At 37.6% G+C, this 26,981-nt stretch carries 27 protein-coding genes; 18 read left to right on the top strand and 9 right to left on the bottom strand.

Annotation, left to right across the window (positions count from 1 at the left end; all coding sequences use genetic code 11):
* Positions 1 to 306: 306 nt before the first annotated feature.
* Positions 307 to 783: an Lrp/AsnC family transcriptional regulator gene (locus ACWF5P_RS07635; RefSeq protein WP_034315019.1), complete on the top strand. Its 477-nt coding sequence runs from the start codon at positions 307 to 309 to the stop codon at positions 781 to 783.
* Positions 784 to 818: 35 nt separating this feature from the next.
* Here the strand turns inward: ACWF5P_RS07635 and ACWF5P_RS07630 are convergent, their stop codons facing one another.
* The 6 genes from ACWF5P_RS07630 to ACWF5P_RS07605 form a co-directional block, all read right to left on the bottom strand.
* A complete protein-coding gene (locus tag ACWF5P_RS07630) occupies positions 819 to 1,370 on the bottom strand; it encodes a chromate transporter (protein ID WP_434168745.1) in 552 nt (183 codons plus the stop codon).
* Positions 1,370 to 1,990: a chromate transporter gene (locus tag ACWF5P_RS07625; RefSeq protein WP_434168746.1), complete on the bottom strand. Its 621-nt coding sequence runs from the start codon at positions 1,988 to 1,990 to the stop codon at positions 1,370 to 1,372. The genes ACWF5P_RS07630 and ACWF5P_RS07625 overlap by 1 nt, the downstream gene beginning before the upstream one ends.
* A 370-nt stretch (positions 1,991 to 2,360) precedes the next feature.
* Positions 2,361 to 3,233 carry an EamA family transporter gene (locus ACWF5P_RS07620; protein WP_434168747.1) on the bottom strand — a complete coding sequence of 291 codons (873 nt, stop codon included), beginning with the start codon at positions 3,231 to 3,233 and terminating at the stop codon, positions 2,361 to 2,363.
* A 521-nt stretch (positions 3,234 to 3,754) separates the two neighbouring features.
* Positions 3,755 to 3,967 carry a hypothetical protein gene (locus ACWF5P_RS07615; protein ID WP_101224302.1) on the bottom strand — a complete coding sequence of 71 codons (213 nt, stop codon included), beginning with the start codon at positions 3,965 to 3,967 and terminating at the stop codon, positions 3,755 to 3,757.
* Positions 3,968 to 3,987: 20 nt separating this feature from the next.
* Complete coding sequence (locus ACWF5P_RS07610) at positions 3,988 to 4,344, bottom strand: hypothetical protein (protein WP_434168748.1); 357 nt, start codon at positions 4,342 to 4,344, stop codon at positions 3,988 to 3,990.
* A complete protein-coding gene (locus ACWF5P_RS07605) occupies positions 4,341 to 5,087 on the bottom strand; it encodes an ATP-binding cassette domain-containing protein (RefSeq protein WP_434168749.1) in 747 nt (248 codons plus the stop codon). The genes ACWF5P_RS07610 and ACWF5P_RS07605 overlap by 4 nt, the downstream gene beginning before the upstream one ends.
* Before the next feature lie 296 nt (positions 5,088 to 5,383).
* Here ACWF5P_RS07605 and ACWF5P_RS07600 point away from each other — a divergent pair, with 296 nt between their 5' ends.
* From ACWF5P_RS07600 to ACWF5P_RS07590, 3 genes are all read left to right on the top strand, one after another.
* Entirely contained in the window at positions 5,384 to 5,746 is a 363-nt protein-coding gene (locus tag ACWF5P_RS07600; protein WP_434168750.1) for a globin domain-containing protein, read from the top strand.
* A 126-nt stretch (positions 5,747 to 5,872) separates the two neighbouring features.
* Positions 5,873 to 6,256 (top strand): cupredoxin domain-containing protein, encoded by a 384-nt coding sequence (locus ACWF5P_RS07595; protein ID WP_434168751.1) that lies wholly within the window; start codon positions 5,873 to 5,875, stop codon positions 6,254 to 6,256.
* 155 nt (positions 6,257 to 6,411) lie between these two features.
* The gene (locus ACWF5P_RS07590) at positions 6,412 to 6,966 is read left to right on the top strand and encodes a hypothetical protein (protein ID WP_434168752.1); all 555 of its coding nucleotides are present in this window, start codon (positions 6,412 to 6,414) and stop codon (positions 6,964 to 6,966) included.
* Between the two features lie 61 nt (positions 6,967 to 7,027).
* On the opposite strand, the gene ACWF5P_RS07585 is transcribed toward ACWF5P_RS07590, so the two are convergent.
* Positions 7,028 to 8,440 (bottom strand): PQQ-dependent sugar dehydrogenase, encoded by a 1,413-nt coding sequence (locus ACWF5P_RS07585; protein WP_434168753.1) that lies wholly within the window; start codon positions 8,438 to 8,440, stop codon positions 7,028 to 7,030.
* Between the two features lie 346 nt (positions 8,441 to 8,786).
* Here ACWF5P_RS07585 and ACWF5P_RS07580 point away from each other — a divergent pair, with 346 nt between their 5' ends.
* The 14 genes from ACWF5P_RS07580 (at position 8,787) to ACWF5P_RS07515 (ending at position 24,932) form a co-directional block, all read left to right on the top strand.
* Positions 8,787 to 10,385 carry a 5'-nucleotidase C-terminal domain-containing protein gene (locus ACWF5P_RS07580; RefSeq protein WP_434168754.1) on the top strand — a complete coding sequence of 533 codons (1,599 nt, stop codon included), beginning with the start codon at positions 8,787 to 8,789 and terminating at the stop codon, positions 10,383 to 10,385.
* Positions 10,386 to 10,666: 281 nt separating this feature from the next.
* Positions 10,667 to 11,338: a GntR family transcriptional regulator gene (locus ACWF5P_RS07575; RefSeq protein WP_260356824.1), complete on the top strand. Its 672-nt coding sequence runs from the start codon at positions 10,667 to 10,669 to the stop codon at positions 11,336 to 11,338.
* 480 nt (positions 11,339 to 11,818) lie between these two features.
* A complete protein-coding gene (locus ACWF5P_RS07570) occupies positions 11,819 to 13,285 on the top strand; it encodes a 4-hydroxyphenylacetate 3-hydroxylase N-terminal domain-containing protein (RefSeq protein ID WP_434168755.1) in 1,467 nt (488 codons plus the stop codon).
* Positions 13,286 to 13,314: 29 nt separating this feature from the next.
* Positions 13,315 to 14,106 carry a carbon-nitrogen family hydrolase gene (locus ACWF5P_RS07565; RefSeq protein ID WP_434168756.1) on the top strand — a complete coding sequence of 264 codons (792 nt, stop codon included), beginning with the start codon at positions 13,315 to 13,317 and terminating at the stop codon, positions 14,104 to 14,106.
* A complete protein-coding gene (locus ACWF5P_RS07560; RefSeq protein ID WP_434168757.1) occupies positions 14,103 to 14,780 on the top strand; it encodes a DUF2848 family protein in 678 nt (225 codons plus the stop codon). Before ACWF5P_RS07565 ends, ACWF5P_RS07560 begins: the two co-directional genes overlap by 4 nt.
* A gap of 1 nt (position 14,781) precedes the next feature.
* Positions 14,782 to 15,498 carry a hypothetical protein gene (locus ACWF5P_RS07555; RefSeq protein WP_434168758.1) on the top strand — a complete coding sequence of 239 codons (717 nt, stop codon included), beginning with the start codon at positions 14,782 to 14,784 and terminating at the stop codon, positions 15,496 to 15,498.
* Positions 15,499 to 15,878: 380 nt separating this feature from the next.
* Complete coding sequence (locus ACWF5P_RS07550; protein ID WP_452444759.1) at positions 15,879 to 16,763, top strand: adenylyltransferase/cytidyltransferase family protein; 885 nt, start codon at positions 15,879 to 15,881, stop codon at positions 16,761 to 16,763.
* Positions 16,763 to 17,224 (top strand): flavin reductase, encoded by a 462-nt coding sequence (locus ACWF5P_RS07545; protein WP_434169617.1) that lies wholly within the window; start codon positions 16,763 to 16,765, stop codon positions 17,222 to 17,224. The genes ACWF5P_RS07550 and ACWF5P_RS07545 overlap by 1 nt, the downstream gene beginning before the upstream one ends.
* 131 nt (positions 17,225 to 17,355) lie before the next feature.
* On the top strand, positions 17,356 to 18,129 hold the full coding sequence (locus ACWF5P_RS07540) for an IclR family transcriptional regulator domain-containing protein (RefSeq protein WP_434168760.1): 774 nt from the start codon (positions 17,356 to 17,358) through the stop codon (positions 18,127 to 18,129).
* 317 nt (positions 18,130 to 18,446) lie between these two features.
* Complete coding sequence (locus tag ACWF5P_RS07535; RefSeq protein ID WP_434168761.1) at positions 18,447 to 19,790, top strand: MFS transporter; 1,344 nt, start codon at positions 18,447 to 18,449, stop codon at positions 19,788 to 19,790.
* Between the two features lie 495 nt (positions 19,791 to 20,285).
* On the top strand, positions 20,286 to 21,641 hold the full coding sequence (locus ACWF5P_RS07530) for an APC family permease (protein ID WP_101224289.1): 1,356 nt from the start codon (positions 20,286 to 20,288) through the stop codon (positions 21,639 to 21,641).
* Between the two features lie 27 nt (positions 21,642 to 21,668).
* A complete protein-coding gene (locus ACWF5P_RS07525) occupies positions 21,669 to 23,294 on the top strand; it encodes an amidohydrolase family protein (RefSeq protein ID WP_434168762.1) in 1,626 nt (541 codons plus the stop codon).
* Between the two features lie 34 nt (positions 23,295 to 23,328).
* Positions 23,329 to 24,228, top strand: coding sequence for a carbon-nitrogen hydrolase (locus ACWF5P_RS07520; RefSeq protein WP_452444758.1), 900 nt, complete (start codon positions 23,329 to 23,331; stop codon positions 24,226 to 24,228).
* Positions 24,229 to 24,791: 563 nt separating this feature from the next.
* On the top strand, positions 24,792 to 24,932 hold the full coding sequence (locus ACWF5P_RS07515; protein WP_157831099.1) for a hypothetical protein: 141 nt from the start codon (positions 24,792 to 24,794) through the stop codon (positions 24,930 to 24,932).
* A gap of 176 nt (positions 24,933 to 25,108) precedes the next feature.
* Here the strand turns inward: ACWF5P_RS07515 and uraH are convergent, their stop codons facing one another.
* The gene (uraH, locus tag ACWF5P_RS07510) at positions 25,109 to 25,468 is read right to left on the bottom strand and encodes a hydroxyisourate hydrolase (protein WP_434168763.1); all 360 of its coding nucleotides are present in this window, start codon (positions 25,466 to 25,468) and stop codon (positions 25,109 to 25,111) included.
* A 9-nt stretch (positions 25,469 to 25,477) separates the two neighbouring features.
* Positions 25,478 to 26,971 carry a factor-independent urate hydroxylase gene (gene pucL / locus ACWF5P_RS07505; protein ID WP_452444757.1) on the bottom strand — a complete coding sequence of 498 codons (1,494 nt, stop codon included), beginning with the start codon at positions 26,969 to 26,971 and terminating at the stop codon, positions 25,478 to 25,480.
* Positions 26,972 to 26,981 lie beyond the last annotated feature (10 nt).

The following is a 26,981-nucleotide window of genomic DNA, read 5'->3' as shown; positions in this document are numbered from 1 at the left end:
CCCCCGCCTTCCAATTTTCGAAGTAGGAGGGGGACTTCAGTCTGGAACTCAAGGAGGTGCCGTCATTTGTCCGGCCCTGAGTCTATCAAATTCCATCTTTTTGGCGGCTGCACTCAGCTGGATGAAATACTGCATCTTTATTTTGGAAAACTACATATATGATGGACATTCATATACAAATAGAGGGGGGGAATTTGGACTGCCCAAAAATTTCTGCCTTTATTAGAAGTGAAAAGGAAGATTGTTGTGATCCGGTGGTGTTCTCTGCGATAATGGAATAAAGAAATCGAAAAGGAGTTACATAGGATGGCAGAGGACTTTAAGATTCCCAGCTTGAAAGTTGATGAGATCGATAAGAAAATCATATCGGTTTTACATGAAGATGCACGAATTTCATATACCGACTTAGCGAAGAAAGTGGAGCTTTCCAGAGTTGCGGTACAGATGAGAATTAATCATCTTGTTGAAAACGGGGTGATCGAGAGGTTTACTGCGGTCATAAATCCAGCTAAGGTCGGCATCCATGTCTCGGCATTCTTTAACGTTGAGGTTGAGCCAAAATATCTGGAATCGGTCGCACAGCAATTAGAAAGTGAACCGGCTGTAACGAGTTTATATCATATGACCGGTCCGAGTAAACTCCATATGCACGGAATCTTTACTGATAATCAAGAGATGGAACGTTTTCTCAATGAGAAGCTGTATGCGGTCGTCGGTGTTGTCAGCGTTGATTGCCAAATTCTCATTAAACGCTATAAAAGCCGGATGGGCATGAAGCTTTAAATAAAAAAATCCCCCTATATAGGTGGATTTTTTTATTATGTGAGCGGGATGATAAAGCCGCCATACGCAAAGGCAAGAATGATTACGAATGCGGGGTGAATCTTGAATTTACCTAAAGCCAATAATGCCAATCCAGCGATGACGATTGAATGGATGTAGCCGATGGATCCGACCGCATCCTCTGCCATATTCCAGGTGAGCAATAACATCATGATCGCAATCACGGGCTGTACAAGCAGTGACATGCCTTTTACGATAGGCGATTGCTTGTATTTTCGCAGGATTTTTAATAAATATATTAAAGCCACGGCTGAAGGGATGATCGTGCCTGCCAAGGCAGCTAGAAATCCTGGCCAGCCATATACATCATATCCGACATATGCGGCTATTTTCGTGGCGATCGGTCCTGGGAGTGAATTTCCTAACGCCAGCATTTGTGAGAACTCGGTATTATCAAGCCAGCCATAACGGGTAACGATTTGATCATACATTAGCGGAATCGAGGCTGGACCTCCGCCGTAACCAAGCATATTGGCTATGAAAAACGCCAGAAAAACAGCAACTCCTATTGGGATAATAAGACCCATTAAGCGGATTCCTCCTTCCTATCCGTCTTTTTGTTTTTCAATCTATCCTTTAATTTAAAATGAAACGCTCCATATATAAGAAAAATCATGATGACGATACCCGGATGCAGGGAAATGACCTGCAGAAGCAAAAAGGAAATCGCAAAAAAGGTGATTCCGAGCACCTTTCCTAACCCTTTTACCGCCTTTTCGCCAAACTCATAAGCCATTTGACCAAGCATGACAGCAACCACCGGCATTACAGCAGCGATCATATTACTGATCATTGCGGAATTACTTAGAACATTAATGAACGCAATCAAGAAAACCATCGCAATGCATGAAGGTAAAACGTGAGCGGCCACACTTACGATGGCTCCCGGCCAGCCTTTTAATTTGTAACCAAGGTATGCTGCCATCTTCGTGGCAATCGGTCCTGGGAGTGTATTGGCAATCGCCAAAGTTTCCCCGAATTCATCATCTTCGAGCCAGTGATAACGGGAAACTGCTTCGTGGCGGATGAGCGGGATGACTGATGGTCCGCCGCCGAAACCTAATATCCCCGTTCTCATCATCCCAATCGTCAATTCCATATATGGTTTTTTCAAGAACGATTCCTCCTTTGTTATAAAATTTAGCATTCATTTCCAAAAGATTATGAATTAATGATAACAAAAACTCTTTCGAAATGTACATAAAATAATAATTATTATTACGTAATGATTGTATATTTGAGATTTTTCAATATAATCGGCTGGAAAAAATATAATAATACATCTTTTTGTCTTAAGAATCTAGAAACCGTTGGGACGGTGTGGAGATGAGTTCTTGGATTCCGCCTTATTATTAACATAAAGGGGTATTAATAAGGATAAATTACAAATAAAAAACAACTTTTTCTGCAATCCCCATTTTAAAACCAAAAAAGAACCCTATAGACAGCCTTTTTTAAAGAGACCGCTCTATAGGGTACATTTTAATATATAACTCTAATAAACTTATTAATGTGGGTTATTCTTCCCGAATGACTAATAATACCCCGATAAAAATTAATATTGTGCCGATCCAAAAAGACAAGCCGATTTGTTCCCCTAGAATTAACCAACCTAAAAAAGTACCGACTATAGGCTGTAAAAAGAAAAACAATCCACCACTTGAAGCGGTAAGCATTTGCAGTCCGCGATTCCAAAGTAAAAAGGCACATGCTGTGGAAATAACGCCCAAGTATAATAGGCCGCCCCATATGGATGGATGCATGATTGCTTGAAAATCAAGCTCATCCAATCGACTGATCGTAACAGGTGTTAAAAAAACAATTGCCACAAGCACTGCATAGGTCGTTATAACAATTTGTGAATATTGCCCAGGGACACGTTTAATTAGAACAGACATAAGTGCCCAAGTTAAGGCAGCAATAAGCAGTGATAGGCCCCCAAGTTGGTGAGATGAACCGATATGGGCATTCCCGACAATGATACCGACTCCGATCGTCGCTAAAATTACAGAAATTGACTTTTTAAAAGTGATCTTTTCTTTTAAAACGATACGTGCAAATATCACCATAAATGCAGGTGTTGTGGAAGTAATGATAGCTCCCATTTGTGCAGTGGATAGCAGTGTACCGACTTCCTGGGTTACGATGGAAATTGTGTTTCCAACAAGTCCTATAATGAAAACCAAAAGCCAGTCTCGTTTTTCAATCCGCCAAGATTGTTTTGTTATAAAACCAATTGTCATCAATGCTAAAATCGCAATTACATATCGTATTAATACTAATTCAAGTGGCGGAACAACATCTACCACAACTTTTACCACAACATACATCCCGCCCCAAATGCTAGCAGCGAGTGATAAATATAAAGAACCTAATATAGTGTTTTTCATTTTGTACCCTCCGTTTTAACTAAACATTTCCAGTCCTTAACGGAGATGCAATTTTTCTGCCGTTAAGGAAGAATAACTGCAGGTACATCATTTTCGAATAGTGGTGACCACATCATCAGCTTTCAGCTCACTTTCAAAAAAAATTTATTTTCAATGTTTTTAGCTAACATCAGTAAGTTACAAAATATACTCATTTAAATATACAAGATTTTAGATTGATAAAACAACAAATAATAGTATTAAAGCTAGCGTATCATTAAGGTAATCCGTCAATCAAGATAGTATACTAAAACATGAAACACATGAAAGAACCCCACCTGATCTATTAGCAACGGGTGGGGTTTCTATTTGGCTTAATGGATTCTATTTGGGATAAAAAGAGGGATTTATAGGGAAGGGAAGCAAATGGTACAGTAATAATGCTGGAAAGAAAAGGTGGATTAAGATTAAAGAGCTCCCTTAAAGAGTTTAATCCTAATCCACCGTTAAGTTAAATTTGGTGCATGACCTTTCCGGAAGCATCACAATCCGTTATATTTTCTTTCAATTTTCCTGAACTCATCTGATAGTTCAAATAGGGTGTGTAATACGGCTGTTTGAATATATAGATTCATATAATTATCATTGCTCTTCTTTTGAAAAGATAAATCATGTTTTTCATTAATTTTCCTAGTAATACATGCATTAATTTCGCTCCACATTTCTTTCGTTCCTTCTTTAATTTTAGTCTCCATAATCTCCCACTCCTTTTTTATTAGTTTATCCAATCTATTACATTCTTATACTTATTTTTTGGCCAATCTGGTAACTTTTTTATCTTAAAGTTAATGTCTACAGTTTTTTTGGGTATCCTTCTTTTTCTTTGCTTCATAAAGAAAGAGTTAGCATAAAGAATAAAGAAAATGATAAAGAGGAAGATGACCACTGAGGCAATCGACACCCCCGTTTGAAAACTTTCCTTATTATTGAGTACATCCAATATATCCTGGTTATACATCAATGATGAGAAGGTGAAATGGACCATCACACCAGTAATCATGGCAAACAGATAAATCGTATAAACACGGAAATTGCGCTGAACATTCCGGAACGTCAAATTCAGTAAGTTCACCTTTGATTCCCTCCCATGGCACTCTGGATGTGAAGGATTCGATCAAAGAAGTCACTTTGACTTTGGTCACCTTTATAAAGCTCGTTTACGATTCCTCCATCACGCAAGAAGATAACTCGTTTACAGAAGCTTGCTGCATAGGAGTCATGAGTAATCATAAGAATAGTCGTTTGAAACGTTTCATTTAAGCTCGATAACTGTTCCAATAATTGTGTTGCCGATCTCGAATCAAGAGCGCCTGTAGGTTCATCTGCAAAGACAATCGCAGGGTTTGTAATAATGGCGCGCGCAGATGAGGCCCGTTGTTTCTGACCGCCTGAAACTTCTGTAGGATATTTATCCTGGATTTCTTCAATATTCAATGCTTGAATGACTGGTCCCAGCCGTCTTTCCATCCCATCCGCAGAAAATTTTCTTAATGAAAGGGGCAGGAGAATATTCTCTTTAATCGTTAAAGTATCAAGCAAATTGTAATCTTGAAAGATGAATCCCATTCGCTCTTGGCGAAATGTACGCAATGCTTTTTTGTTTAAATCCAACAGGGCCTGTTCTTCAAGCCAGACCTCCCCGCCAGAAAATTTATCAATTGTCGATAGCACATTCATCAGTGTGGTTTTTCCTGAACCGGATGGCCCCATAATAGCCGTAAATTCACCCGAAGTAATGGTAAGGTCAATATTTTTTAAAACCTGTGCCTTTCCATAGGATTTTGATAAGTTTTTAGTTTGTAATACTTTTTTCAACGTAAATCTCCTCCTCATGTTACATACTATAAAATTCATCCCTTTTCCCACCATAGATGTAACAGGAAGTAAGATTACAATTTTGTCACATTACAATTTGAATATGTAAAAAAACGTGTGAACAGTGAATGGAATTCCCTAAATCAATTATGCATTTTCAGCAACTTGGTAGCAACAAGTTGAAATAAAGAGGGATAAGTGGATCTCAGCAAAAGGGAATTAAATTGAAAGATAAGGAATAAAAACAAATTTTCTACAGAGAATACTTCTATTAATTACAAGTTAGGAGTGTATATATGGAACAAACACTTTATGAAAAAGTCGGCGGAGAAGAAGCAATAGCAAAAGTTGTGGACTATTTTTACTCCGAATTGGTTCTTAAGGATGAGACAGTTAATCATTTTTTTGAAAAGACGGATATGGAAAAGCAACGCCGTCATCAAACAAAGTTCATTAGTTTTGCATTAGGTGGTCCAAAACAATATTCTGGACAATCGATGGCAAAAGCTCACCAAGGATTGAATCTGCAACCAGAACATTTTAATGCCATTGTAAAACATCTTAACGATGCACTAGCTCACTTTGGAGTGAAAGAAGCTGACATAAATACAGCTCTATCTAAAGTTGCTACACTAAGAGATGATATCTTGTATAAATGATTGTTATTGAGCTATCAGGTGCGTTGCAAAGGAGAGCTGACTAGCAGCTCTCCTTTGCAACCAAATTAATAGTAATAATATATTAATGGATTAGAAAAAATAGTGTTAAGGAAGGAGGGATTGCGAATGTCTATTAAAAAGCGGGTAACAGGATTGGCCGTTGTGCTTGCAATGTTTGTAGTTGTGACAAGTCTAGGCTCACTCGGCGTATTTGCCGAATCCGGTGTTGTAGCTCAGCCTACGGTGAAATCGATTGAGGTCGAGTTGAACGACGATTACTTTAATCCGGAAGTCATCACTATTCCGAATGGAACAGCCACAACGTTGATATTGAAAAACAAAGGTACAAAAGAACACACCTTCACAGTGGAGAAGCTCGGAATTGACGCCGAGGTCCAGCCAGGTAAAGAAAAAACCATTACCGTGCAACCAAAACAGCCCGGTACATATGAACTGACATGCCGGTACCATTTCCAGGAGGGAATGGTTGGGAAAGTAATAGTCAAATAAAAGGCAAGGCCAATAAGGCCTTGTTTTTTTATTTATTAAGCTATTTTTTCATTACACAGGAAATTGATGTTTGGATGATTAATAATTGTTCCACCTCTAATAAATGGTAATATAATGTATCGTAACGTATAAACCAAATGGAAGGAGGTGGAAAGGTGTATTTTTTTAAACCTATTTCTGATGAGATTCGTTTATCTCAAATAGTATTCAATAAACATAAAAAAACGATGAAGCTCATTTTAGGGTCTATTTTTGCCTGTATTGCTGCTATTCTACAGGCTGCTGCTGGCTTTTTACCAGGTATAGGATATTTTATAAGTCCGCTAGCCACTGCACCTATTCTGTTATGTTCCATGTTTTCCATTCCATATGGAGTGATGACCTACCTTCTGACAATTATGTTGTTATGCATCCTACAGCCCACTGAACTGATTGTATTTCCTTTTACAACAGGATTGTTAGGACTTGGCATAGGGGCATCTTTTTACTTCTTTAGGAAGAGATTAAGTATTATCGCTGCTGGCGCAATTCTTTTAATGTTAGGGATTATGAGTCTAATATTTATTTTTCACTTTCCAGTTTTAGGTCCAGCAGTCTCTGTTTCCTTTTCATTTCTTATTACTGGCTTCTTATTTGCTTTCATTTATAGCTGGTTATGGGTTGAAATTGCTTTAATCATTTTTAAAAGATTAAAAATGATTATAATTTAGTGATTCCCCATCACTCACTTGATTTTAATTTGGATTCATAAGAGAATTATCAAGAATTAATTCATGGAACAATTTCAAAAACAGTACCCTGGTTGAAATCAGTCACTTTCATAGAGCCATAAACCCCTAAATATAACCTGCTTTGATCCAGGTTCGTTCCCAAATTAACATAATAAGCTGATTGAGACCCAAAATCATAATCGGTTTGTATCACACTAAAATCATTTTGTTCACCATTTGGTCTAATGGTGGTATAAGCTAGAGCCCCTCTAACCTGAGGTTGAGATTCTTTCCGGAAAAGATCCGTAAACACAACGCTTCCTGCTAAACCAGGGATGCTTTTCCCCATATATGCTTGCACTCCTGTAAGTGCAGTTCCTTCAAACTTATCGGGTCTGTTATCTTTATGAAAATAACTAGTTAAAGGCTGAAGACGACTCCCTGAAAGTGATACTGCTTCATTGTAATAAGTAATCGTTTTTTCATCCGAATTCTGATTTTCAGTGCAGCCTTTTATAATCGAAGCAGGAAAAGCACCTTCCCAACCTCGCCAGCCAAAGTTAATAAATCCTTCTTTGTCAGGTTCAGAATTCATGAAAGAAGCTTGAATAAGCTGAGTAACCGGCATTGGTTTATAATGAACGAATGAAAAAATCGACTCGACCAAATTCTGGCCGACATTTCCCGCATATTTAATATACTGATTATAAAACCTTTGAAATGAAATGCCTGGTATATTGCGAACACCTTTGGCCATTACCATGAGTGCTTCCTGAATGGTTGTGGGAAGTTCATTGAAACGTGTGACAATGGGTGGATCATTGACGTACATATTCTTACCTACATCAATTTCAATTATTTTACCAGCGATTTCCAGATCATCCTGACTTAAGTTAAATGGATCATGGCCTGATCCACCATCTCCGGTTGTTAAAACAAGTTTTCCTGTTTCAGGTGAAAAGTTTAAACTATTGACTCCATTATGATTTGAAAATGGTCTTCTTAAGTTAAGTAATGTCCGTCGTTTTTGGGGTTGGCCATTCGATTGTAAAATCCATTCTTCAATTGTATCAATATGATCATATTGTGTTTCTCTATTTATCCACCGTAGGTTTAAAGTCTTGGGATCACATGGATCAGGCTTAAAAGATTCAGGAAGAGCACCTGGTCCTTGTGTTCCAGCCGCTGAATAATGAAGATAAAACAGACCGTTATAATAAAAATCGGGATGAAACGCTAGCCCTAGCAATCCCCGTTCATCATATCCGCCACCAGAAGCACCTAGTTTCAGGATTCGCGGGCGAATATCCAAAAAAGTCCTTATATCTCCGTTTCCTATGTAAAAGATCTCTCCTACCTGGGTTGCAATAAATAATCTTTCAATTGAGTCACCTGGAAGTATGGTTGTTTTCAAAACAGTAGGTAAATTTATTTTACTTACGATGGGCCGTAAACCAACCTTGACTTTTATCAACTGACTTTGCACCCCTTCTTATTGTTTTCTTTTTATAAGAATATGATTAGAGCTGTCCATTAGTACCAAATTAGGCCGGGGAATCTGATAAGGCATTACACCATTTTCTGCGTAATTAAATGGGTAGAAAAATGGGAGCCTTTTTAAATAAAACTGTATTTATTGCTAGTCAAAATCTTAGCAGATTTCTAAATGTTAAGCCGTATGAGTATTTAAAAAAGCTATGCATGTACTGGGTTAATTTAATAATTATTATATGAAATATAACAAAAAATCACGGTCCCTTTATACGGATATAAAATTCAAGAGTTATTCTTAATTTACATCCAGAGGGAGGGATCGGAAATTGTCAAAATTTCAGGCCATATCTTCTTTGTTCATCTTGGTATTCATCATCATTTTCGTAACTTATAAAATCACAGCATACTCATCCAATCATTCAACGAACCATTCCACATCCAACCACTACATTCAAGTACATTTGTTAGGAGTTAATGATTTTCACGGCCAACTAAACAAATATCAAATGGTTTCAGGAACCATGGCAGGTGGGGCTGAATACTTGTCTGCCCATTTAAAAAAATATAAACAAGAAAACCCAAATACACTACTTGTTCATGCAGGTGATATGGTAGGAGGAAGTCCTCCAATCTCTTCTCAATTTAAAGACGAACCGACGATTGAATTTTTAAACCTTCTGCACTTTGATGTCGGGACACCTGGAAATCATGAATTGGATCAAGGTGTAAATGAAATGAAACGCCTTATTTATGGAGGATTCAATAAAAAAACAGGCTATTTTCAAGGTGCCAATACTTCTTACAGTTCTGCAAATATAATCGATAGAAAGTCGGGTACTCCCTTGTTACCACCGTATGTTATTAAACAAATTGACGGAATTAATATTGGATTTATCGGGGTGGTCACAAAAGAGACCAACCTGTATGTGACACCTGAAAATCGAAAAGAAGTAGAAATTACGGATGAAGTTACAGCTATTAACCGATCCGTTAAGATTTTAAAGGAAAATGGGATTAAAGTGATTGTTGTATTGGCACATGATTCAGCTAAATCAGATAAGGCAGGAGCAAATACCAGTGGAGCTTTAGTGGAGATGGCTCCAAGAATCGATGATGAGGTCGATGTCATTTTTGCGGGTCACAGCCATGAATATGCCAATACCGTTGTAGCCGGTAAACTGATCGTTCAAGCTTATTCTAATGGGAAAGCCTTTTCTCAAGTAAATCTTGAAATTGACCCACATTCTAAAATTATCGTTAAGAAACAAGCAAAGATTATTGTCACTTCACATCATCATATAAAACCGGATAAAGAAACGGTTGCCCTTCTAAATAAATACAGAAAAAGATTGGGGAGCCACTTTAATCAGGTAATAGGACAAATGCCTGAAGAAATCAAACGAAATCAAGATGCAAACGGTGAATCCCCATTAGCGAAAATGATTGCAGAATCTGAGCGGGAAGCCATGGGGGTAGATATAGCTTTTGTCCATCAAGGCGAAATGCGGAAAAGTTTTAAAAAAGGGGAGGTCACTGTAGAAGACCTTTATACAGTATTGCCTATGGGTCATAGTGTCAATAAGTTAATCTTAACAGGAGACCAAATAAAACTTGCTTTAGAACAGCAGTGGGCGAAAGATTATGAAAATAGGCTGCAAACGGTTGGTTTAACGTATAATTGGGACCCCGAAGCTCCAATTGGCAACCGCATTGTTGCGCTGAAAGATATGAAGGGTCAAGAGATTCAGGCAAGCAACGAATATGAAGTGGCAGTTAGTAATTATTTAGCTTCAGGCGGTGATAACTTCACTGCATTTGAACAAGGTAGACTCGTAGAATCCGGTCCGCAAGTTGTCACTGCACTAATACGCTATATCCAACAGAAGTACCCCCACGAAATTTTTCACCCTTCATTGAAAGAATGAAGGGGAAAATACAAGGACTTGCATAAGTAAGTGAGCCCAAAAAATTATATTTTCGACTATTGTTAAGGTACTCTTTCAAAGGAGTTGCTTCGGCAGCTCTTTTTCTTATGGAATAAAAAGGTGCTGTCCGGTTTGTAAAATTCAGAAAAATAAAAAATATATTATTGACTTATGTCTGAGGTGTTATGTATTATGTATACATAACACATATGAGGTTTTAGCCAATCATGTAGATTTAAATTGTTCATATTGTAAAGACTTATCAAAAAGGACGGATTAATATGGCAGGAATTCATTTAAAACCAATCGAAAAGGAAAGAACAACACAAGATAAAGTTTATAATCAAATAAAAAAAGCAATTTTATTTGGTGGTATTACCAGTGATGAAATATTTACTGAAGTTCAATTAGCGGAAAGGTTAGATACTTCGAGAACTCCGGTAAGGGCAGCTATTCAAGATTTGGTGAAGGAAGGATTACTTGTTTCCATACCAAGGAAGGGTTTAACTGTAAGAAAGATTACACCAGAGGAACAGGATGAAATCTTTTTACTAAGAAGTGCAATTGAAGTTGAATCGGTGAAAAAACTAACAAAAGAAATGACATCACCTGAAAAGCTGAGGTTACTTAAATTAATTCTGAAGCAACAAGAAGAAGCGTTGCAAAACGATGATGCTATTAGTTTTATCAGGCTAGACCATGAGTTTCATCTCTCGCTGACAAGGCTAGCAAACTTCACTATAATAGAGCAAGTTTTGAACAATCTTCATAACCTTACTCAGCTTATGGGTTTAAAAGCAGTCAGTAAACTTGGGAGAATGAAAAATGTTTTAATGGAACATACTCAGATTATCCAGGCTTTAGAGGAGAAAAATCCCGAACTGGCTTCACAGGCGATTTTAAACCATTTAGAAAAAACAAAAGAAACATTGATTATGGTTGATAATTCCTGATTTCTATCAAATGCTTGAAGGGGGGTGCTCCTAGTAAAAGGCAGTTTATTAATCTTTAGAAAAAAAGGGTTTAGAATCAACTTCAGACTATGAAGTTGAAGCAAGGTTAAACCGATTCTTTTTTTCACGTGTAGAGCAAAGCCTTGGAGAAATTCTTCCGAATGCTTTTTCCTGGGTTTTTGCTTAGATAGTAAGCCTTATTGTTGAAATAGTAAGAGAACAATCTATAATTCATTGGAAATGAAAGCGTTTACCCATCGATCCCGATGTTAATGTTCATAGGTAAAGAGTTAAGGTATAAAGGAATAATGATCCGATATGGAATGTCATTACCTACCTTAATTACAGATTGGAATTGGCAAAACCTTTAATGTATACACAATACATAATACATAACACGAAATACAATTAAGGTTCGCCTGTTAAATCGTTTTTGTTTTTAAAACATGTACTTATTCAAACATATAGGAGGAATCAGGTATGGTTAGAACAGGTAAAGAATATTTACAGTCATTGAAAGATGATAGGGCAATCTACATAAATGGGGAACGAGTACAGGATGTGACGACCCACCCAGCTTTTACAGGAATTACACATACCATTGCAGGTTTATACGATTTAGCATGGGATGAATCTCAGAATATGACATACAAAACTGAGGACGGTACACTAGCAAATAAAATTTATATGATTCCAAGGAGTCGGGAAGAACTTAAAGATAGAAGATTGGCGATTTCTAAATGGTCTGAAGCAACATGTGGATTTGTCGGAAGAAGCCCTGATCACGTCGCCAGCTTTTTGGCTGCTTTTGCCAGTTCACCCGATGTGTTTGATCGTGGAGGAGAAGGTTATGGGAATAATGTTTTGAATTTCTATAAACATGTGCGAGATCAGGATCTATATGTAACATACGTTATTATTCCGCCACAAATCGATCGAAGTAAAGCAGCTCATGAACAGGAAGATAAATTTCTTCCAGTTGGAGTGTACGAAGAAAGAGAGGACGGAATTATTGTTCGAGGTTCTCAAATGCTCGGTACTGCATCAGCAGTATCAGATTACTTATTTGTAAGTTGCCTTACACCACTCAGACCTGGTGATGAAGATTATGCTTTGTCTTTTGTACTGCCGATTCATGCAAAAGGATTAAAATTTTATGCGAGGCCTGGTTATGCTGAAAAATCTCCAAGCACATTTGATTACCCATTGTCCTCTCGTTTTGATGAAAGTGATTCATTAGTTGTTTTTGACGATGTATTCATTCCTTGGCAAGATATTTTTGTTTACAAAAATATTGACATCGTGAGAGCTCAGTTCCATGAAACACCAGCTCACGTATTAGGCAATAATCAGGCGCAAATAAGATTTAGCAATAAATTGAAATTTTTGATTGGGGCTGCTCGAAAAGTTTCTGCTATGAATGGAATTGATAAAATCCCTTCAGTCCAAGAGAAGTTAGGGGAACTTGCTTCTATTGCGGCTTCTGTAGAAGGTAATCTCTTAGCTTCTGAATATAATTGTATCATCGACAAAAACGGTGTGGCACGACCGAATCCACGTTTTCTCTATGGTGTAGTAGGTCAACAGGAAACTATATATGCTTCCACTATTAAAATTTTACGGGAGTTATGCGGTGGAGGTGTTTTACAATTACCATCTTCATATAAAGAACTCATCAATCCTGAAACGAAAGATGATATGTATCAATATATACGTTCTACGGGAGTTGGGGCTGAGGAGAAAATTAAACTATTTAAGTTAGTATGGGATATCATTGGTTCAGAATTCGGTGGCAGGCATCAACAGTATGAAATGTTCTATAATGGTGCACCTTTTGTCACGAAAGGCTTTTCATTTAGAAATTACGGCTATGATGAGCCGGTTCAAATGGTGGATGAATTTTTAGGAAGCTATTCACTTCCCACTCAGGTGGAAGAACTAATATAAAAAAATATAAATAAAAGGATGTTGCAGAAATGAAAATTGCATCAATACAATTAGAGATTAAAGATAGCGAATCTAAATCTGCTCGTATAGATCGTGTGGAGTCAATGATTGATGGATTAAAAGGACAAGATTTAATAGTTTTACCAGAAACGTGGGCAACAGGGTACTTTTCTTTTGATCGTTATATTGACGAATCAGAAGAATTGAATGGGGATTTTGTCCAACGATTCTCCTCAAAGGCTAAAGAAGTTAAGTCATATATATTTGCAGGTAGTTTTATAGAAAAAAATAATGGAAAATACTACAACACAAGTGTTCTATTTTCTCCGGATGGGAAACTTATAGGAACCTATCGAAAAATGCATTTATTTCGTTATGGTTCAAGAGAAGGCCAAATATTGACGAGAGGAAATGAAACAACTGTAGTCGATACAGAATTCGGGAAAGTTGGCTTATCAACTTGCTATGATTTGCGATTTCCTGAATTGTATCGTGCTGAAGTGGATTTAGGAGCAGAGTTACTTCTTGTTACATCTGCTTGGCCGCATAGAAGGCTGGAGCATTGGAAATTATTCAATTCAGTTCGAGCATTGGAAAACCAGTGTTTCTTGATTTCGAGTAATTGTGTTGGTAATACTAATGACGTCCTTTTAGCTGGTCATAGTCAAGTGGTTGACCCATGGGGGATTGTTGTGGCTGCTGGAGGAGACGAAGAAACTATTATTAAAACAGAGATTGATCCATCTCAGGTTACTAAGATTCGAGATGTATTCCCTAATTTGAAGCACCGAGTTTTGGATAGAGAGGAGGAATTCAGTTGATAAATATTAATGTTTGTGGAAGAAATATTGTCGCAGACCCTAAACGATTACTTATTGCCGGCTATACGGGAAAAGACCAGGAATCTGTAAAAAAACATATTGATGAATTGAAGGAGATCGGCGTACCGGCTCCTCCACAAGTTCCGATGATTTACGATCTTTCAACAAATCTCATTACGACAAATAACTCAATTTCAGTTATTCAAGAAAGCAGCAGCGGAGAAGCAGAAGTGGTCATCATGAAAATTCAAGGGAAATGGTATTTAGGACTTGGCAGTGATCACACGGACCGCGGGCTTGAAAAAGTGTCTATTCAGAAATCCAAACAAGTATGCAGCAAACCTATTTCAACACAATTTTGGGCTTTGGATGAAGTACAAGATCGATGGGATGACATTGAAATGAGAAGCTGGATGATTGTTGATGGGGTGAAAAAAGAGTACCAAACAGGCAAGCTGGGAGAATTCTTGCATCCTGAAGACTTGCTTAAAATAATCGAGGAACGTGGATATGATAGTGAGGATATGATTGTGTTTTGCGGAACATTACCGATTAAAAATGGTGAATTTATTTATGGGGAAGCATTTTCAGCAGAATTATATGATCGTTTAACGGATAACAAAATTCAAATGTATTATCAAGTTCATATTTTAGTGGATTCGGAGGTAGTTTGAAATGGAAAAATCAAAAATGAAAATTGATAGAAAACCAGAATTAGAATTTGTTGAGTATAAAACCTTTGAGGCTGTTCCTTCAAAAACTGTAAAAGGTGCATCTCAACGAATTATTGCACAGATTCCAGATACTAATGTTGCAACTCGAATTCTTGAACTGGAGGCAGGTACTGATACATCCCCTGATGGAGTCCAAGTCCATGATTTTTGGGAAGAATTATATATTATAGAAGGATCCTTAATTGATTTACGTCTAAATGAGGAATTTACAGCAGGAATGGTTGCATGCCGTCCTCCAGGGATGGAGCATGGTCCATGGAAATCAACTAATGGTTGCAGGATTTTCGAAGTTCGCTATTATGCAGATCAGAAAAAAGAAGAACATGAATTTGTCAATCATAACACTTTTGAAGCGCAGCCTTTTAGTAAGGTTAAGAGCCTTTCTGAAAGAATTATTGCTTCTGACCCTACTACAGGAGTCGCTACAAGAATTCTTCATAACGGTCCAGGGACAGATACTTCTCCTAATGGGGTGCAAGTCCATGATTTTTGGGAAGAATTATATATAATTGAAGGATCTTTAATTGATCTACGTTTAAATGAGGAATTTACAGCAGGAATGGTTGCTTGCCGTCCTCCTGGGATGGAGCATGGCCCATGGAAATCACCGGATGGCTGTAAGATTTTCGAGGTCCGTTACTACTCTAAGGTACAATAAACAGATATGTTTTGAAACGAATAAGCTCCTGCATATACGAATATGGTAATCCATCAAATGGCTTCTCGTGACATTAAACAACGAGGAGCCTTTTATCTCTGATACATTCTTACGCAGGAACCCAATGCTGAATGCTCAAATTGATTATTGGGGTATTTAAGTATCTGAATCTTCTGTGTAAAAGATTATGTATACAGAGTTCATTACGAAGAAACTCTAATCGTTAAACAGTGAGTGAACATTCATGAAAAGTTCAATTGTTGACTTAAAATGTACGTCATTAATGGTTGATGGGTCTACCGTACACCAGTATTACACAAAATAATATCGGCTAAACATTTTAAAAATCATTATCTTGATGACGGAGAAGGTGAAGCAGGTTGGATGTTTTCCATTTAGCACATCCACTAGAGGGATCCCTATATCCAAGGGAGCCTCACGTAATGGCATTAGGTTTTTTTGACGGTGTTCATTTAGGTCATCAATCTCTGTTGAAGCAAACCAAGAGAATAGCCGAAAAGAAAAATCTTAAATTCACGGCGATGACCTTCGATCCACATCCAAATGAAGTAATCAAATTGGAGAAAGATTGGAGATATTTAACTCCCCTAGCTTTAAAGATTGAAAGAATGGCTGCTATTGGAGTGGACAAGCTTTTTGTCATAAAGTTTAATTTAGCATTTGCTTCCCTTCAGCCATCTGAGTTTATTAAACAATATGTTTTAGGTCTTCAAGCTAAACATATAGTGGTAGGATTTGATTTCACCTTTGGAAATAAAGCTCAGGGTACTGTTGATTATTTACAAAAAGTGAGTAAAAACAACCTCTTTGATGTAACCGTCATTTCAAAACAGGTACATAATGGCGAAAAAATAAGTTCAACTTTAATTAGAAAAATGGTAAGGGATGGAGATGTCCACCTCGTACCCTACTATTTGGGACATCATTTTGAAATTAATGGGGTCGTTTATAGTGCAAATAGACATAAACATGAGAAAGAGACAAATATGGAAATCTATATTGGGAATAAGTATATCCTGCCAGCACCAGGCTTATATCGTGTAGAAATCAAAAACGAGAACAAATCTTGTCATGGGAAATTCATAAGATATGGGTGCAGCAAGAGAAATGATGAAATAAGCGGTCAAATTATAGAAATGCTGAAGGGAGGTGTTGTGGAAGAACTGACTGTTAAATTCATAAAACAGATTCCTTTCGAATCAATGTCTAAGTATAGTTCAAATTTTAAGGAGGTTATAAAATGATGGATGATAGAAATTTTAGAAATGCGATGGGGAAATTTGCAACAGGAGTAACAGTCATTACAACACTTTTAGAAGATGAAGCACACGGTATGACGGCGAATGCTTTTATGTCAGTTTCACTTAATCCAAGAATGGTCTTAATATCCATAGGCGAAAAAGCTAAAATGCTAGATAAAATTAATGAATCTGGAAAATTTGCTGTAAATATATTGTCAGATGCTCAAAAAGAGTTATCCATGCATTTTGCGGGGCAGATTAAAGAAAACCGTCAGATTGAATTTGGCTGGATAAATGAACTGCCAGTAATTAAAAATGCTTTAGCAAATATCGTATGTAAGGTCCATAGTAAACAAATGGCTGGGGACCATACACTCTTTATTGGAGAAGTAACTGAACTCGTCATTAACGAAGGAGCACCACTAGCCTTTTATGAAGGGAAATACGCCAAAATACTCAGCTAATCTGTTTATATCAGGATTTTTGTAAAAGTTTGATCATTAAATTTGAAAACGATGATCCTGTTCCGTATTAGTTAAAAAGACCGTAAAGCATTCTTGAAAAAGCGCTTTTGTTTTGTTAAGGAGGGGAACTCATGCAAAGCAAAAATAAGACATCCGTCAGATCAATGGATATCCTTAATCTTTTTTTAAAGCACTCAAAGTTAAGTTTTAATGAAATCGTACATTTTTCAGGGATACCGAAAACATCTGTTTATCGAATGGTAATGTCACTTGAAGAGATGGGTCTTCTCGCTAAAGATAGAGATGGAAAATATTCACTTGGCCTGTTATTTCTTCAGTTTGGCCATTTAGTAGCTGAACGCTTCGATATTCGGCAGGTAGCTTTGCCGATTATGCAAAAACTTCATGATAAGGTAGGGGAAGCCGTTAATCTCATCGTACAAGACGGCAAAGAGGCAATCTGCATCGAAAAACAGGATACAAAACAGCGTGTAAGGCTTAATACGGCAATTGGCCGGAGAACACCGCTGTATGCTGGAGCGTGTTCTCGTGTCATTCTCGCTTTTCTGCCGCAGTATGAGCGGGAACAATATTTAGAGCAAATAGAACTGAAGTCGATTGCATCTGGAACAATTACTGATAAAGGGAGACTTCGTATTCTTCTAGAAGAGTCTCGAAAAATGCAATTTACGATCAGTCACTCGGAACTTGAAAATTATATATCTGCGGTAGCTGCTCCTATTTTTAATTACAAAGGTTATATCATTGCGGGCATTAGTGTTGCTGGTCTTGAAGTGAATTACCAAAACGAGTTGTTGCCTCCATTGGTTGAAAAGGTTAAGAGTGCAGCACTCGATATTTCACGGGAATTTGGGTATAACGATAAACATCTTTGTTTAGGCTAATATATCCACGGTTGATAGACAAATTGCGATTATCGGCTTTTTCACCAGAACGATTAGTGCCTTATTGAAGGTATTTATATAATGTATTGTGGATACACAACACATTATACTGAATACTTATGAGTCTGATTAACTGCATGTTCAAGATTAATATAAGGCACAAAGTAAACAAATAGCAGGAGATCAGACTCTCTTTATCGGGGAAGTAACATAGTACGTTATTAATGTTGGTGCACCATTAACCTATTAATAATCAGCAAGCCATCCACATCCAAGAACCCGCATCCAGGAAGTAACTAATCCGGAGGTGTGTTAAATTGAGTGGGAAAAAGAAACTGGACAAGAAATCACAAAAGATATTATTTGCAAGTTTACTTGGCAGTACCATTGAATTTTTTGATTTCTTTCTTTATGGAACCGTTGCTGCACTTGTATTTAATAAACTGTATTTTCCTAATGATGATCCGTTTGTAAGTTTATTGCTTGCTTATGCATCATTTGGCATTACATTTTTTATACGACCTCTTGGTGGGCTTGTTTTTAGTCATTTGGGAGACAAGTTTGGCAGGAAAAATACTCTTGTGCTTTCACTTTTATTAATGGGAATTTCTACTGTATGTATCGGACTACTTCCAACATATGGAATGATAGGGCTTTGGGCACCAATCCTTCTGGTTTTTTTTCGTCTCGTTCAAGGGATTGGACTTGGCGGGGAATGGGGAGGAGCAATACTCTTAGCGGTTGAATCTGCACCTAAAGAAAGACGTGGCTTTTTTGGAAGCTTTCCTGCAATGGGTATCCCTCTTGGGATGTTACTTGGGACATTCTCCATATCATTAATGAGTTTACTTCCTGAATCACAATTTCTTTCATGGGGATGGAGGGTTCCATTTGTCCTAAGTGCGATTTTAGTAGTTATTGGTATTTGGATAAGGAAAGGGATTGAGGAAACATCGGCCTTCAAGGAAGAGAAAGAAAAAGGAAACGTCGTAAAAATCCCACTATTTGAGACACTGCGATATCATTGGAAAGCTGTTTTAATTTCTTTAGGAGCAAAATGTGTTGAAGTGGGCCCATTCTATTTATTTTCCACATTTTTCATATCCTATGCTACAGAAACGCAGGGTTTTTCAAGGACTACAGCTTTAAATGTAGTTACTGTTGCAACAATCGTTACAGCGATTTGCATGCCATTTATGGGAATGTTATCTGATAAAATTGGCCGTAAACGTGTTTTTCTTATTGGTACTATCGGAATAACGCTTTTTGCCTTTCCATACTTTTATTTATTTTCCTTACAATCCACTCCTTGGTTATACGTTATTTCAATAGTGGGCTTAGGAATTCTATGGCCTCCAATTGCGGCGACTATCGGGACAATGTTTACTGAAATGTTTAGTACGAATGTTGGTTATACAGGAATAACGCTTGGTTATCAAACAGGCTCTGCATTATTTGGTGGAACTGCCCCAATGATTGCGACTATATTAGTAGGCACCTACAATAATTCTTGGATTCCGCTTGCTTCATTTTTAGTATTTCTTTGTATCGCATCTCTTATCTCAGTATTATTTGTCCGAAGTAGTCAAAGTAAAAGTAATCCTTTCTCTGAAAAAAGGACAATAGACGATAAGGATACAGATAATCAAATAAACGGGTAATGAATAGTCTTTCTAAGAGGGAAAATAGATTGATCTTTAAAAATGGTGACGTTTACACAGTTAATGAAGAGCGAAGTTGTACGAGAGCGGTTGGGATAGGGAAACCTTCCAATATCGCTCTCTTTCAATGAAGTCTCTTTGAAGTGCTTACGGTAGAAGGCACCAAGTAGACTATGTTCGGGCGATGGCATTATGATAACTTTGCCATTTGATTTTTCCTTTATAAATGACTTAATGAATAGATATTTCTTAGATATCGGAAGAGTGAGAGCCGAGGACTGCTAGCTGAAGAAGAAAAGTATTGAATAATGGGTTGCCATATCCCGTCCCTGACGACTGATTATGCAATATTAAATAAATGATGTAGAATTGCATAAACCTATTAATTCATTAAATAATCTGTATATTGCAATTGTTGGCAAAATACCATTGATACCCACTTGGTATGGTATTTGCATATAAATTAATTAATCACGAATAAGGGTGGAGTGATACATGGAGAATGCAAAATTAAGACGTTCGTTAACAGTATTTCCTTTAGTGCTATTTGGATTGGCTTATATGGCACCTACAACAGTTTTTTCTACATATGGGGTTGTTGCGGAGATAACGAAAGGGATGGTACCTGCTGCCTATATCATAGCTTTGGCTGGTATGTTGTTTACAGCCTATAGCTATGGTCAAATGGTTAAGGCCTACCCTGTTGCCGGTTCTGCATATACATTTACTCAAAAGGCTCTTAATCCTCACCTTGGGTTCTTAGTGGGCTGGGTTATCCTATTGGACTATTTATTTTTGCCAATGATCAATGGATTACTGATCGCTATTTACTTAAACGCATATTTTCCATCCGTTCCTTTTTCCTTCTGGTTAATAGCCTTTGTCATTTTAATCACCACTGTAAATATAATTGGAGTGAAAATAGCAACAAAAATAAATGTTTTATTAGTTGCCTGTCAATTTCTTATAATAGTAATATTTTCATTCCTCTCGATTAAAGGGTTACTTAACGGAATGGGTTCAGGAACATTATTCATGAGTTCTCCATTTGTGAACGGAGATATACCACTATCTTTAGTATTAGCGGGATCATCTGTTTTATGTTTATCTTTTTTAGGATTTGATGCTGTTACCACATTTTCAGAGGAGACCATTAATCCGAAAAAAATAATACCAAAAGCCATTTTCCTCGTCGCGTTAATAGGGGGAGGTCTGTTTGTCACCATCTCATACATCAGTCACCTTGTTTACCCAAATTTCCAAGCTTTTAAAGATCCGGATTCCGCTTCCTTGGAAATTGCCATGTACATAGGGGGTAATTTATTTCAATCTATTTTTCTAGCAGGATATATTACCGGGGGGCTGGCATCTGGTTTATCAGCTCATGCAAGTGTTTCGCGACTTTTGTATGCGATGGGGAGAGATGGAGTTCTTCCAAAGAAAATATTTGGTCACATTCATCCAAAATTTCAAACTCCAACACACAACATCATCTTAGTGGGTATTTTTGCTTTATCTGCTTTATTTGTTGATTTAGTGACAGCATCATCCTTTATTAACTTTGGGGCGCTTGTTGCCTTTACTTTTGTTAATCTTTCGGTTATTTCCCATTATTATATTAGAGAAAAACAGCGAAACGGAATGAACACACTAAAATACCTCATATTGCCGCTGATTGGTACTGGTTTCACAATTTGGTTATGGACTAGCCTTGATTCAAAGGCACTTTTACTCGGACTGGGATGGTTTGGAATTGGTTTCATCATGCTGCTTTCAAATACGAAATTGTTTAGTAAGCGGCCGCCTGAGCTTTCTATTGATAATGCGATAGAAAAAGAAATTCAGGCATAAAAGCTATATTCATCAAGGAGGATAAAAATGGTAAGTGCAGACATCATTCTTTCTGGTCAACATGTTTTTACTGGGTTACAAGATGAGCCAATAAAAGCAGCTATCGCCATTAAAGATAATAAAATTATTAAAATCGGTTCTAAAGAAGATATAATGTCATTCCTTGGAGATGAAACAAAAGTCTATGACATGGAAGATGGACTAATTATACCGGGTTTTCATGACTTTCATATGCACATTATGATGGGAAGCATTTTACAGAAGGATAGTGCTAAATTATTTGATGCAGCTTCAGAAGAAGATGCAGCCAAAATAGTAGGTGAATTTGCCGAAACGAGACCAAATGATGAGTGGATATTTGGCGTCGGCTGGGATCATACCAATTGGAAGAACAAAGTGCTGCCACATAGAACAACGCTAGATAAATATATTAGTGATCGCCCTGTTTTATTATTCAATGCAGAAGTGCATTACGCATGGATCAATAGTAAAGCAATGGAAATGATTCAATTAACGAAGGATACCCCAGATCCGGAATATGGGGAAATTGGAAAAGATGAAAATGGGGAACTGACAGGCCTTCTATTTGAACAGGCAATTGGCTATGCATCAGAACATGCATATAAATTACCGAAAGATAAACGTGTAAGCCTATTCCAAGGTTTTCTTAATGAAACAAAAAGATTGGGAATCACATCCGTTAATGATTTATATGGAGCTAAAATTGCGCCAAATCCATTAGACGATCTTGAAATTTTCAAGGAATTTGAGAGAGAAGGGTTACTTACAACCAGAATTCACTTTTCGCCGGAGTTAAAAATTGATTTAGCTGCCGCAAAGGAATTACAAACAAATTATCATTCAGACAAGCTCACCTTTTCTGGATTAAAACAATTTATAGATGGTGTTGTGACAAGTCATACTGCTTTTTTATTGGATTCTTACAAAGACCGTCCAGATACAAAAGGCGGAACAACTTATCCAGCTGAAACAATTAAACAATTAGTAAAAAAGGCAGATAAGGAAAATTTCCAAATTCGTTTCCATGCTATTGGTAACGGTGCAGTCCGCTTAGCTTTGGATGCATTTGAAGAAGCGAGAAACGTAAATGGACAAAGAGATGCTAGACATGTCATTGAACATGTGGAGGTATTGCATCCGGATGATGTTCATCGCTTTAAGGAATTAGATGTAATCGCTTCCTTTCAACCTAAACATATTGAATTAATGGAAAGTGAGGCATACACAGCCAGAATCAGTGAAAAACAACAACCTCTCTATTATCCTATCAAAACACTAGTGGATACTGGTGCTAAAATTGCCTTTGGTACAGATTTTCCTGTAGTGCCCTTAAATCCCATGATGGGTATTTATCAGGCAATCACCAGAAAAGATTTAACCGGGAAGGCGTGGCAAGAGTCGGAAGGAATAACATTAGCTGAAGCGTTAAAATATTACACGGCTACACCGGCATTCGGGTCTTTCAGAGATAAAGAATTAGGCACCTTGGAAGCAGGGAAGATAGCGGATATCGCAGTATTAAATAAAAATTTATTTAGCATATCAACAGAGGAAATTCTTGAAACAGAAGTGAAGATGACGATTATGGATGGAAAGGTCGTATATGAAAACCAGGTCGTCCAAAAGGTATAAGATAAAAAAATATTAAAAGGTAGGTAGTGAGAAAATGTCAAAAGTAAAAGTTGGTCTTATTCAAATTCATTGCGGAGAATTCATTGAGCAAAATATCCAAAAAACGATAGAGAAAATAAAAGAAACAGTAAATAAAGGGGCACAAATCGTTTGCTTACAGGAATTATTTTCTTCGCAATATTTTCCGCAAACGGTCAGTGTGAAAAATTATGATTTAGCTGAAGATGTAAATAGCGGTACATTAGCCGAAATGGGTGAATTAGCAAAGGAATTAGCAATTGTCTTGATTGTCCCTTTTTACGAAAGAGCAGGTGCTGGAATTTATTTTAATAGTGCAGCTGTATTTGATGCTGATGGAGAATGTTTAGGGATTACAAGAAAAAATCATATTCCGGATGGTCCCCAGTATCATGAAAAATATTATTTCGTTCCAGGCAATACAGGCTATCCTGTCTATGAAACGGCTTATGGAAAAATAGGAGTCGGGATTTGTTGGGACGAGTGGTATCCAGAAGTTGCCCGAATTTTGAGCTTACAAGGTGCAGAGATATTATTCTATCCTTCCGCTATTGGTTCAGAGCCAGATCATCCCGAGATATCGACAAGATCATCCTGGGAAAAGGCAATTTCCGCTCATGGCATTTCTAATGGTGTATTCGTTGCTGCGACAAATCGAGTGGGCCAGGAAAAGGACATGAATTTTTACGGCGGTTCATTCATTAGCGATACATTCGGGAATATTCTAGCTTCACTTGATGAAGAAGAAGGAATTATTGTGCAAGAAATTGATTTAAATGAAATAGAAGAAACTAGAAAAATTCTTCAATTCTTTAGAGACCGTCGTGTCGATACATACGGCCCTATATTACAAAAAGAAATATTCCCAACCCCATCCCCTTCAAAAAAGGGAACAAACAAAGCGCTGTTTAGTTAATCATCTAAGAAATGGCAGGTGGAATTACCTGCTCAGACTGTAGACAAATGATTGAGTTTGCCGAATTTGTTATTTTCGACTCCGGGCACTCGCTTACCGCGGGCTATCCCCAAGGCGTCCTTTGCTCCTGTGGATTCTCCCTTGGAAGCGCTAAATTTTAGGTGGAGTTATTAGTGTTATAACTGAAAACACAGGTGTACCTGGTGTGCTTGCAGCAGTTACAAATAATTACTGACTGCATTGCTTAGATAATCTATAGTTCAAAAGAAAAAAACCAATTTTCCTTTATGGAGAGTTGGTTTTTTATGCTGTTCAAATGGCCATTAATGTAACAGCATTCTATTTCTTGGTTTAAAGAAATAACGTGTGAATTAGCTTTTGATCGGAGCTGTCGCTAAGGCGGCTTTTCCTTTATAGGACGGTTAGCAAAGAACAATATGGGAAATACTAAAAGAATGAAAATCTTACCGAATTTTCAGAAAAATACATTGACGGGAAATTACAGTTGTTATATATTATTAATAAGTTAAATTTATTGTTATATAACAGAAGGAGGAGTCAAGATGATGAATATTCAGGATAAAGCCTATGAAAGTTATTTAAAGATTTGTGAAAGGTATGAAATCGAGTCGATAAACTTTGACCGCTTCATCAAAAACTTAACTAAAGATCAGTTGGATGAATACAGTAAATTAGCCGTTTAAATGAAAGGACGTGATTGCACAAGATGGACCTCCCGGTTGATGTAGATGTAGAAGCCAGTTAGAAACCCCACCAGTTGCTATTGGGAACAGGTGGGGTTTTGTTATGTGTTTTAAAATCCAGACTGTAATCGATCAAAAAAGAAACTGCCGGAGAAGGTCTTCTCCGGCAGTTTCTTTTAACTTCCCCGATACACTTGATAGCCCCATGGGGAAACGAGCAGTGGCACATGATAATGAGAGGATGGGGAAGATAGCCCGAAACGGACGGGTACCTGGTCCAAAAAGGGCGGATCAGGAAGGTCGATGGACTTATTCCGGAAGTAATCCCCGATATGAAAAATGATTTCGTAGTTTCCCATTTTAGTGTTTTCTGCGTTCAGCAGCGGGGCATCGAGCCTCCCGTCTATATTTGTGACCGCTGATTGGAGCAGCTGCCAGTCAGCGGTTGATGATTCGGAATAGTATAATTCAATCGTCACGTTTTCGGCCGGCTGGCCATGCATTAAATCCAATATATGTGTTGTTATACCAGGCATAAATACTCCTTAACCGATGTTTTCTTCAGCAGCAGCCAGGATTTTATTATTTTCGAGATTTTCTTTTTTAACGGTGAAGACCTGAAATCCATATGGCGGGCGCGGCTCTGTATATACTTTTCCTTTGGATTCCGGGATTTCGGAAACGACTGTATCCCATGTGTGGTTCTGGGATTCGAATGTAACTTCAAGAAGCTGAGGGAATCTGGTTAAAATACGGCAGCCGATTTCATAAATCAGATTTTGGATCGAAGGAGTCTCCATTTCATGGAAAACGGATGTAGCAATATCGATTACCTGTTCAGCAGCCACGTATTTAGAAGGATCCACACCGAATGCATCCTTTTGATCCTCATAGACCCAGTGGAGATTCAAATAGATGAAAAGCGGACGATTTCCATCTTCGGGAAGCGTCGTATACTCATCACGGACAAAACCGACAAAAGAGTTCCCGCTTACTTTGATTAATTGGAGGTCAAGGATGGAACTGCTTTGCTGAACGATTTCGCTGCCGTTTTCCCTACGGATGATTTCGACGGCTGCCTTGGCCCGTTCGTTGCGGGACTTTTTGAATACAAGGTCACTCGGTTTCAATTGAAGATCCGTCGCTTCAGTCACAGCTTCGAAAGGGATATCCTCGGCAATCAATTTAACCGTATCGATTTGAGGATATTTGTTAAGGAAGGCTTCTGACACATATGAAGCAAATCCTTCTAATGTTGCTCCTTTGAATGTGGCTAAATGCCGTTGGATGAAGTTTTTCATCGAATCTGTCGCGACGACCATGGAATTGTCTCCTTCCGTGAAGGAGGGAAGAAAAGAGGAGCCGCCAACGGAAACTTTTACATTGGTGCCAAAAATGATATGATCTCTGCCTGAAAAAGTGGATTCTGGTATTTGTTTGATTCCGGTTAAAGGCTTTGAATAGGTCCTATAGGCAAAAACATTTCCTTTTCCATAACTTAGTGTTTGTGCGGCTGATTTATTTTTCATTGAATTCTCTCCTTCGATTTTGATTTTATCCTGTAAACGAAATAGGGCAATTTTATGAATTTCAGATAGTGCCTTATCGAACTCTATTGTTTCTGAATGGTGAATCCTTGTTTTCATCGATTGATATATGTCATTTTTATCTTTGCCGCGTACAGCCAGGATAAATGGAAAGCCGAATTTATTCACATATTGCCGGTTCAATGATATGAAACTTTCATATTCTTCGGCAGTAAGATCCTTTAAACCGGCGCCATGCTGTTCCTTAGTCGAATCATCACTCATTTCAACTTTGTCCCCTAGGTTCGGGTGCTTCTTGATTAATGTTAACTTTTCTTCATTTGACGAATTGCTTACAATGTCCACCATGCATTGATGCAGATTGATAATGGATGAAAATGGTCTATTGGCTGCCGCCTTTTCTGCAATCCAAGGTGAATGTTCGAAAGTATCACCAAGGAACATCGTGAACTCCTTTTCGCTAATTGCATTTAGTGACTTAATAGTAATCATTCTAAGGGCT

This window comes from Peribacillus sp. NPDC055009, from assembly GCF_053608705.1.
The sequence above is the reverse complement of the archived record's forward strand: the minus strand, read 5'-3'. Positions and strand labels throughout refer to the sequence as shown.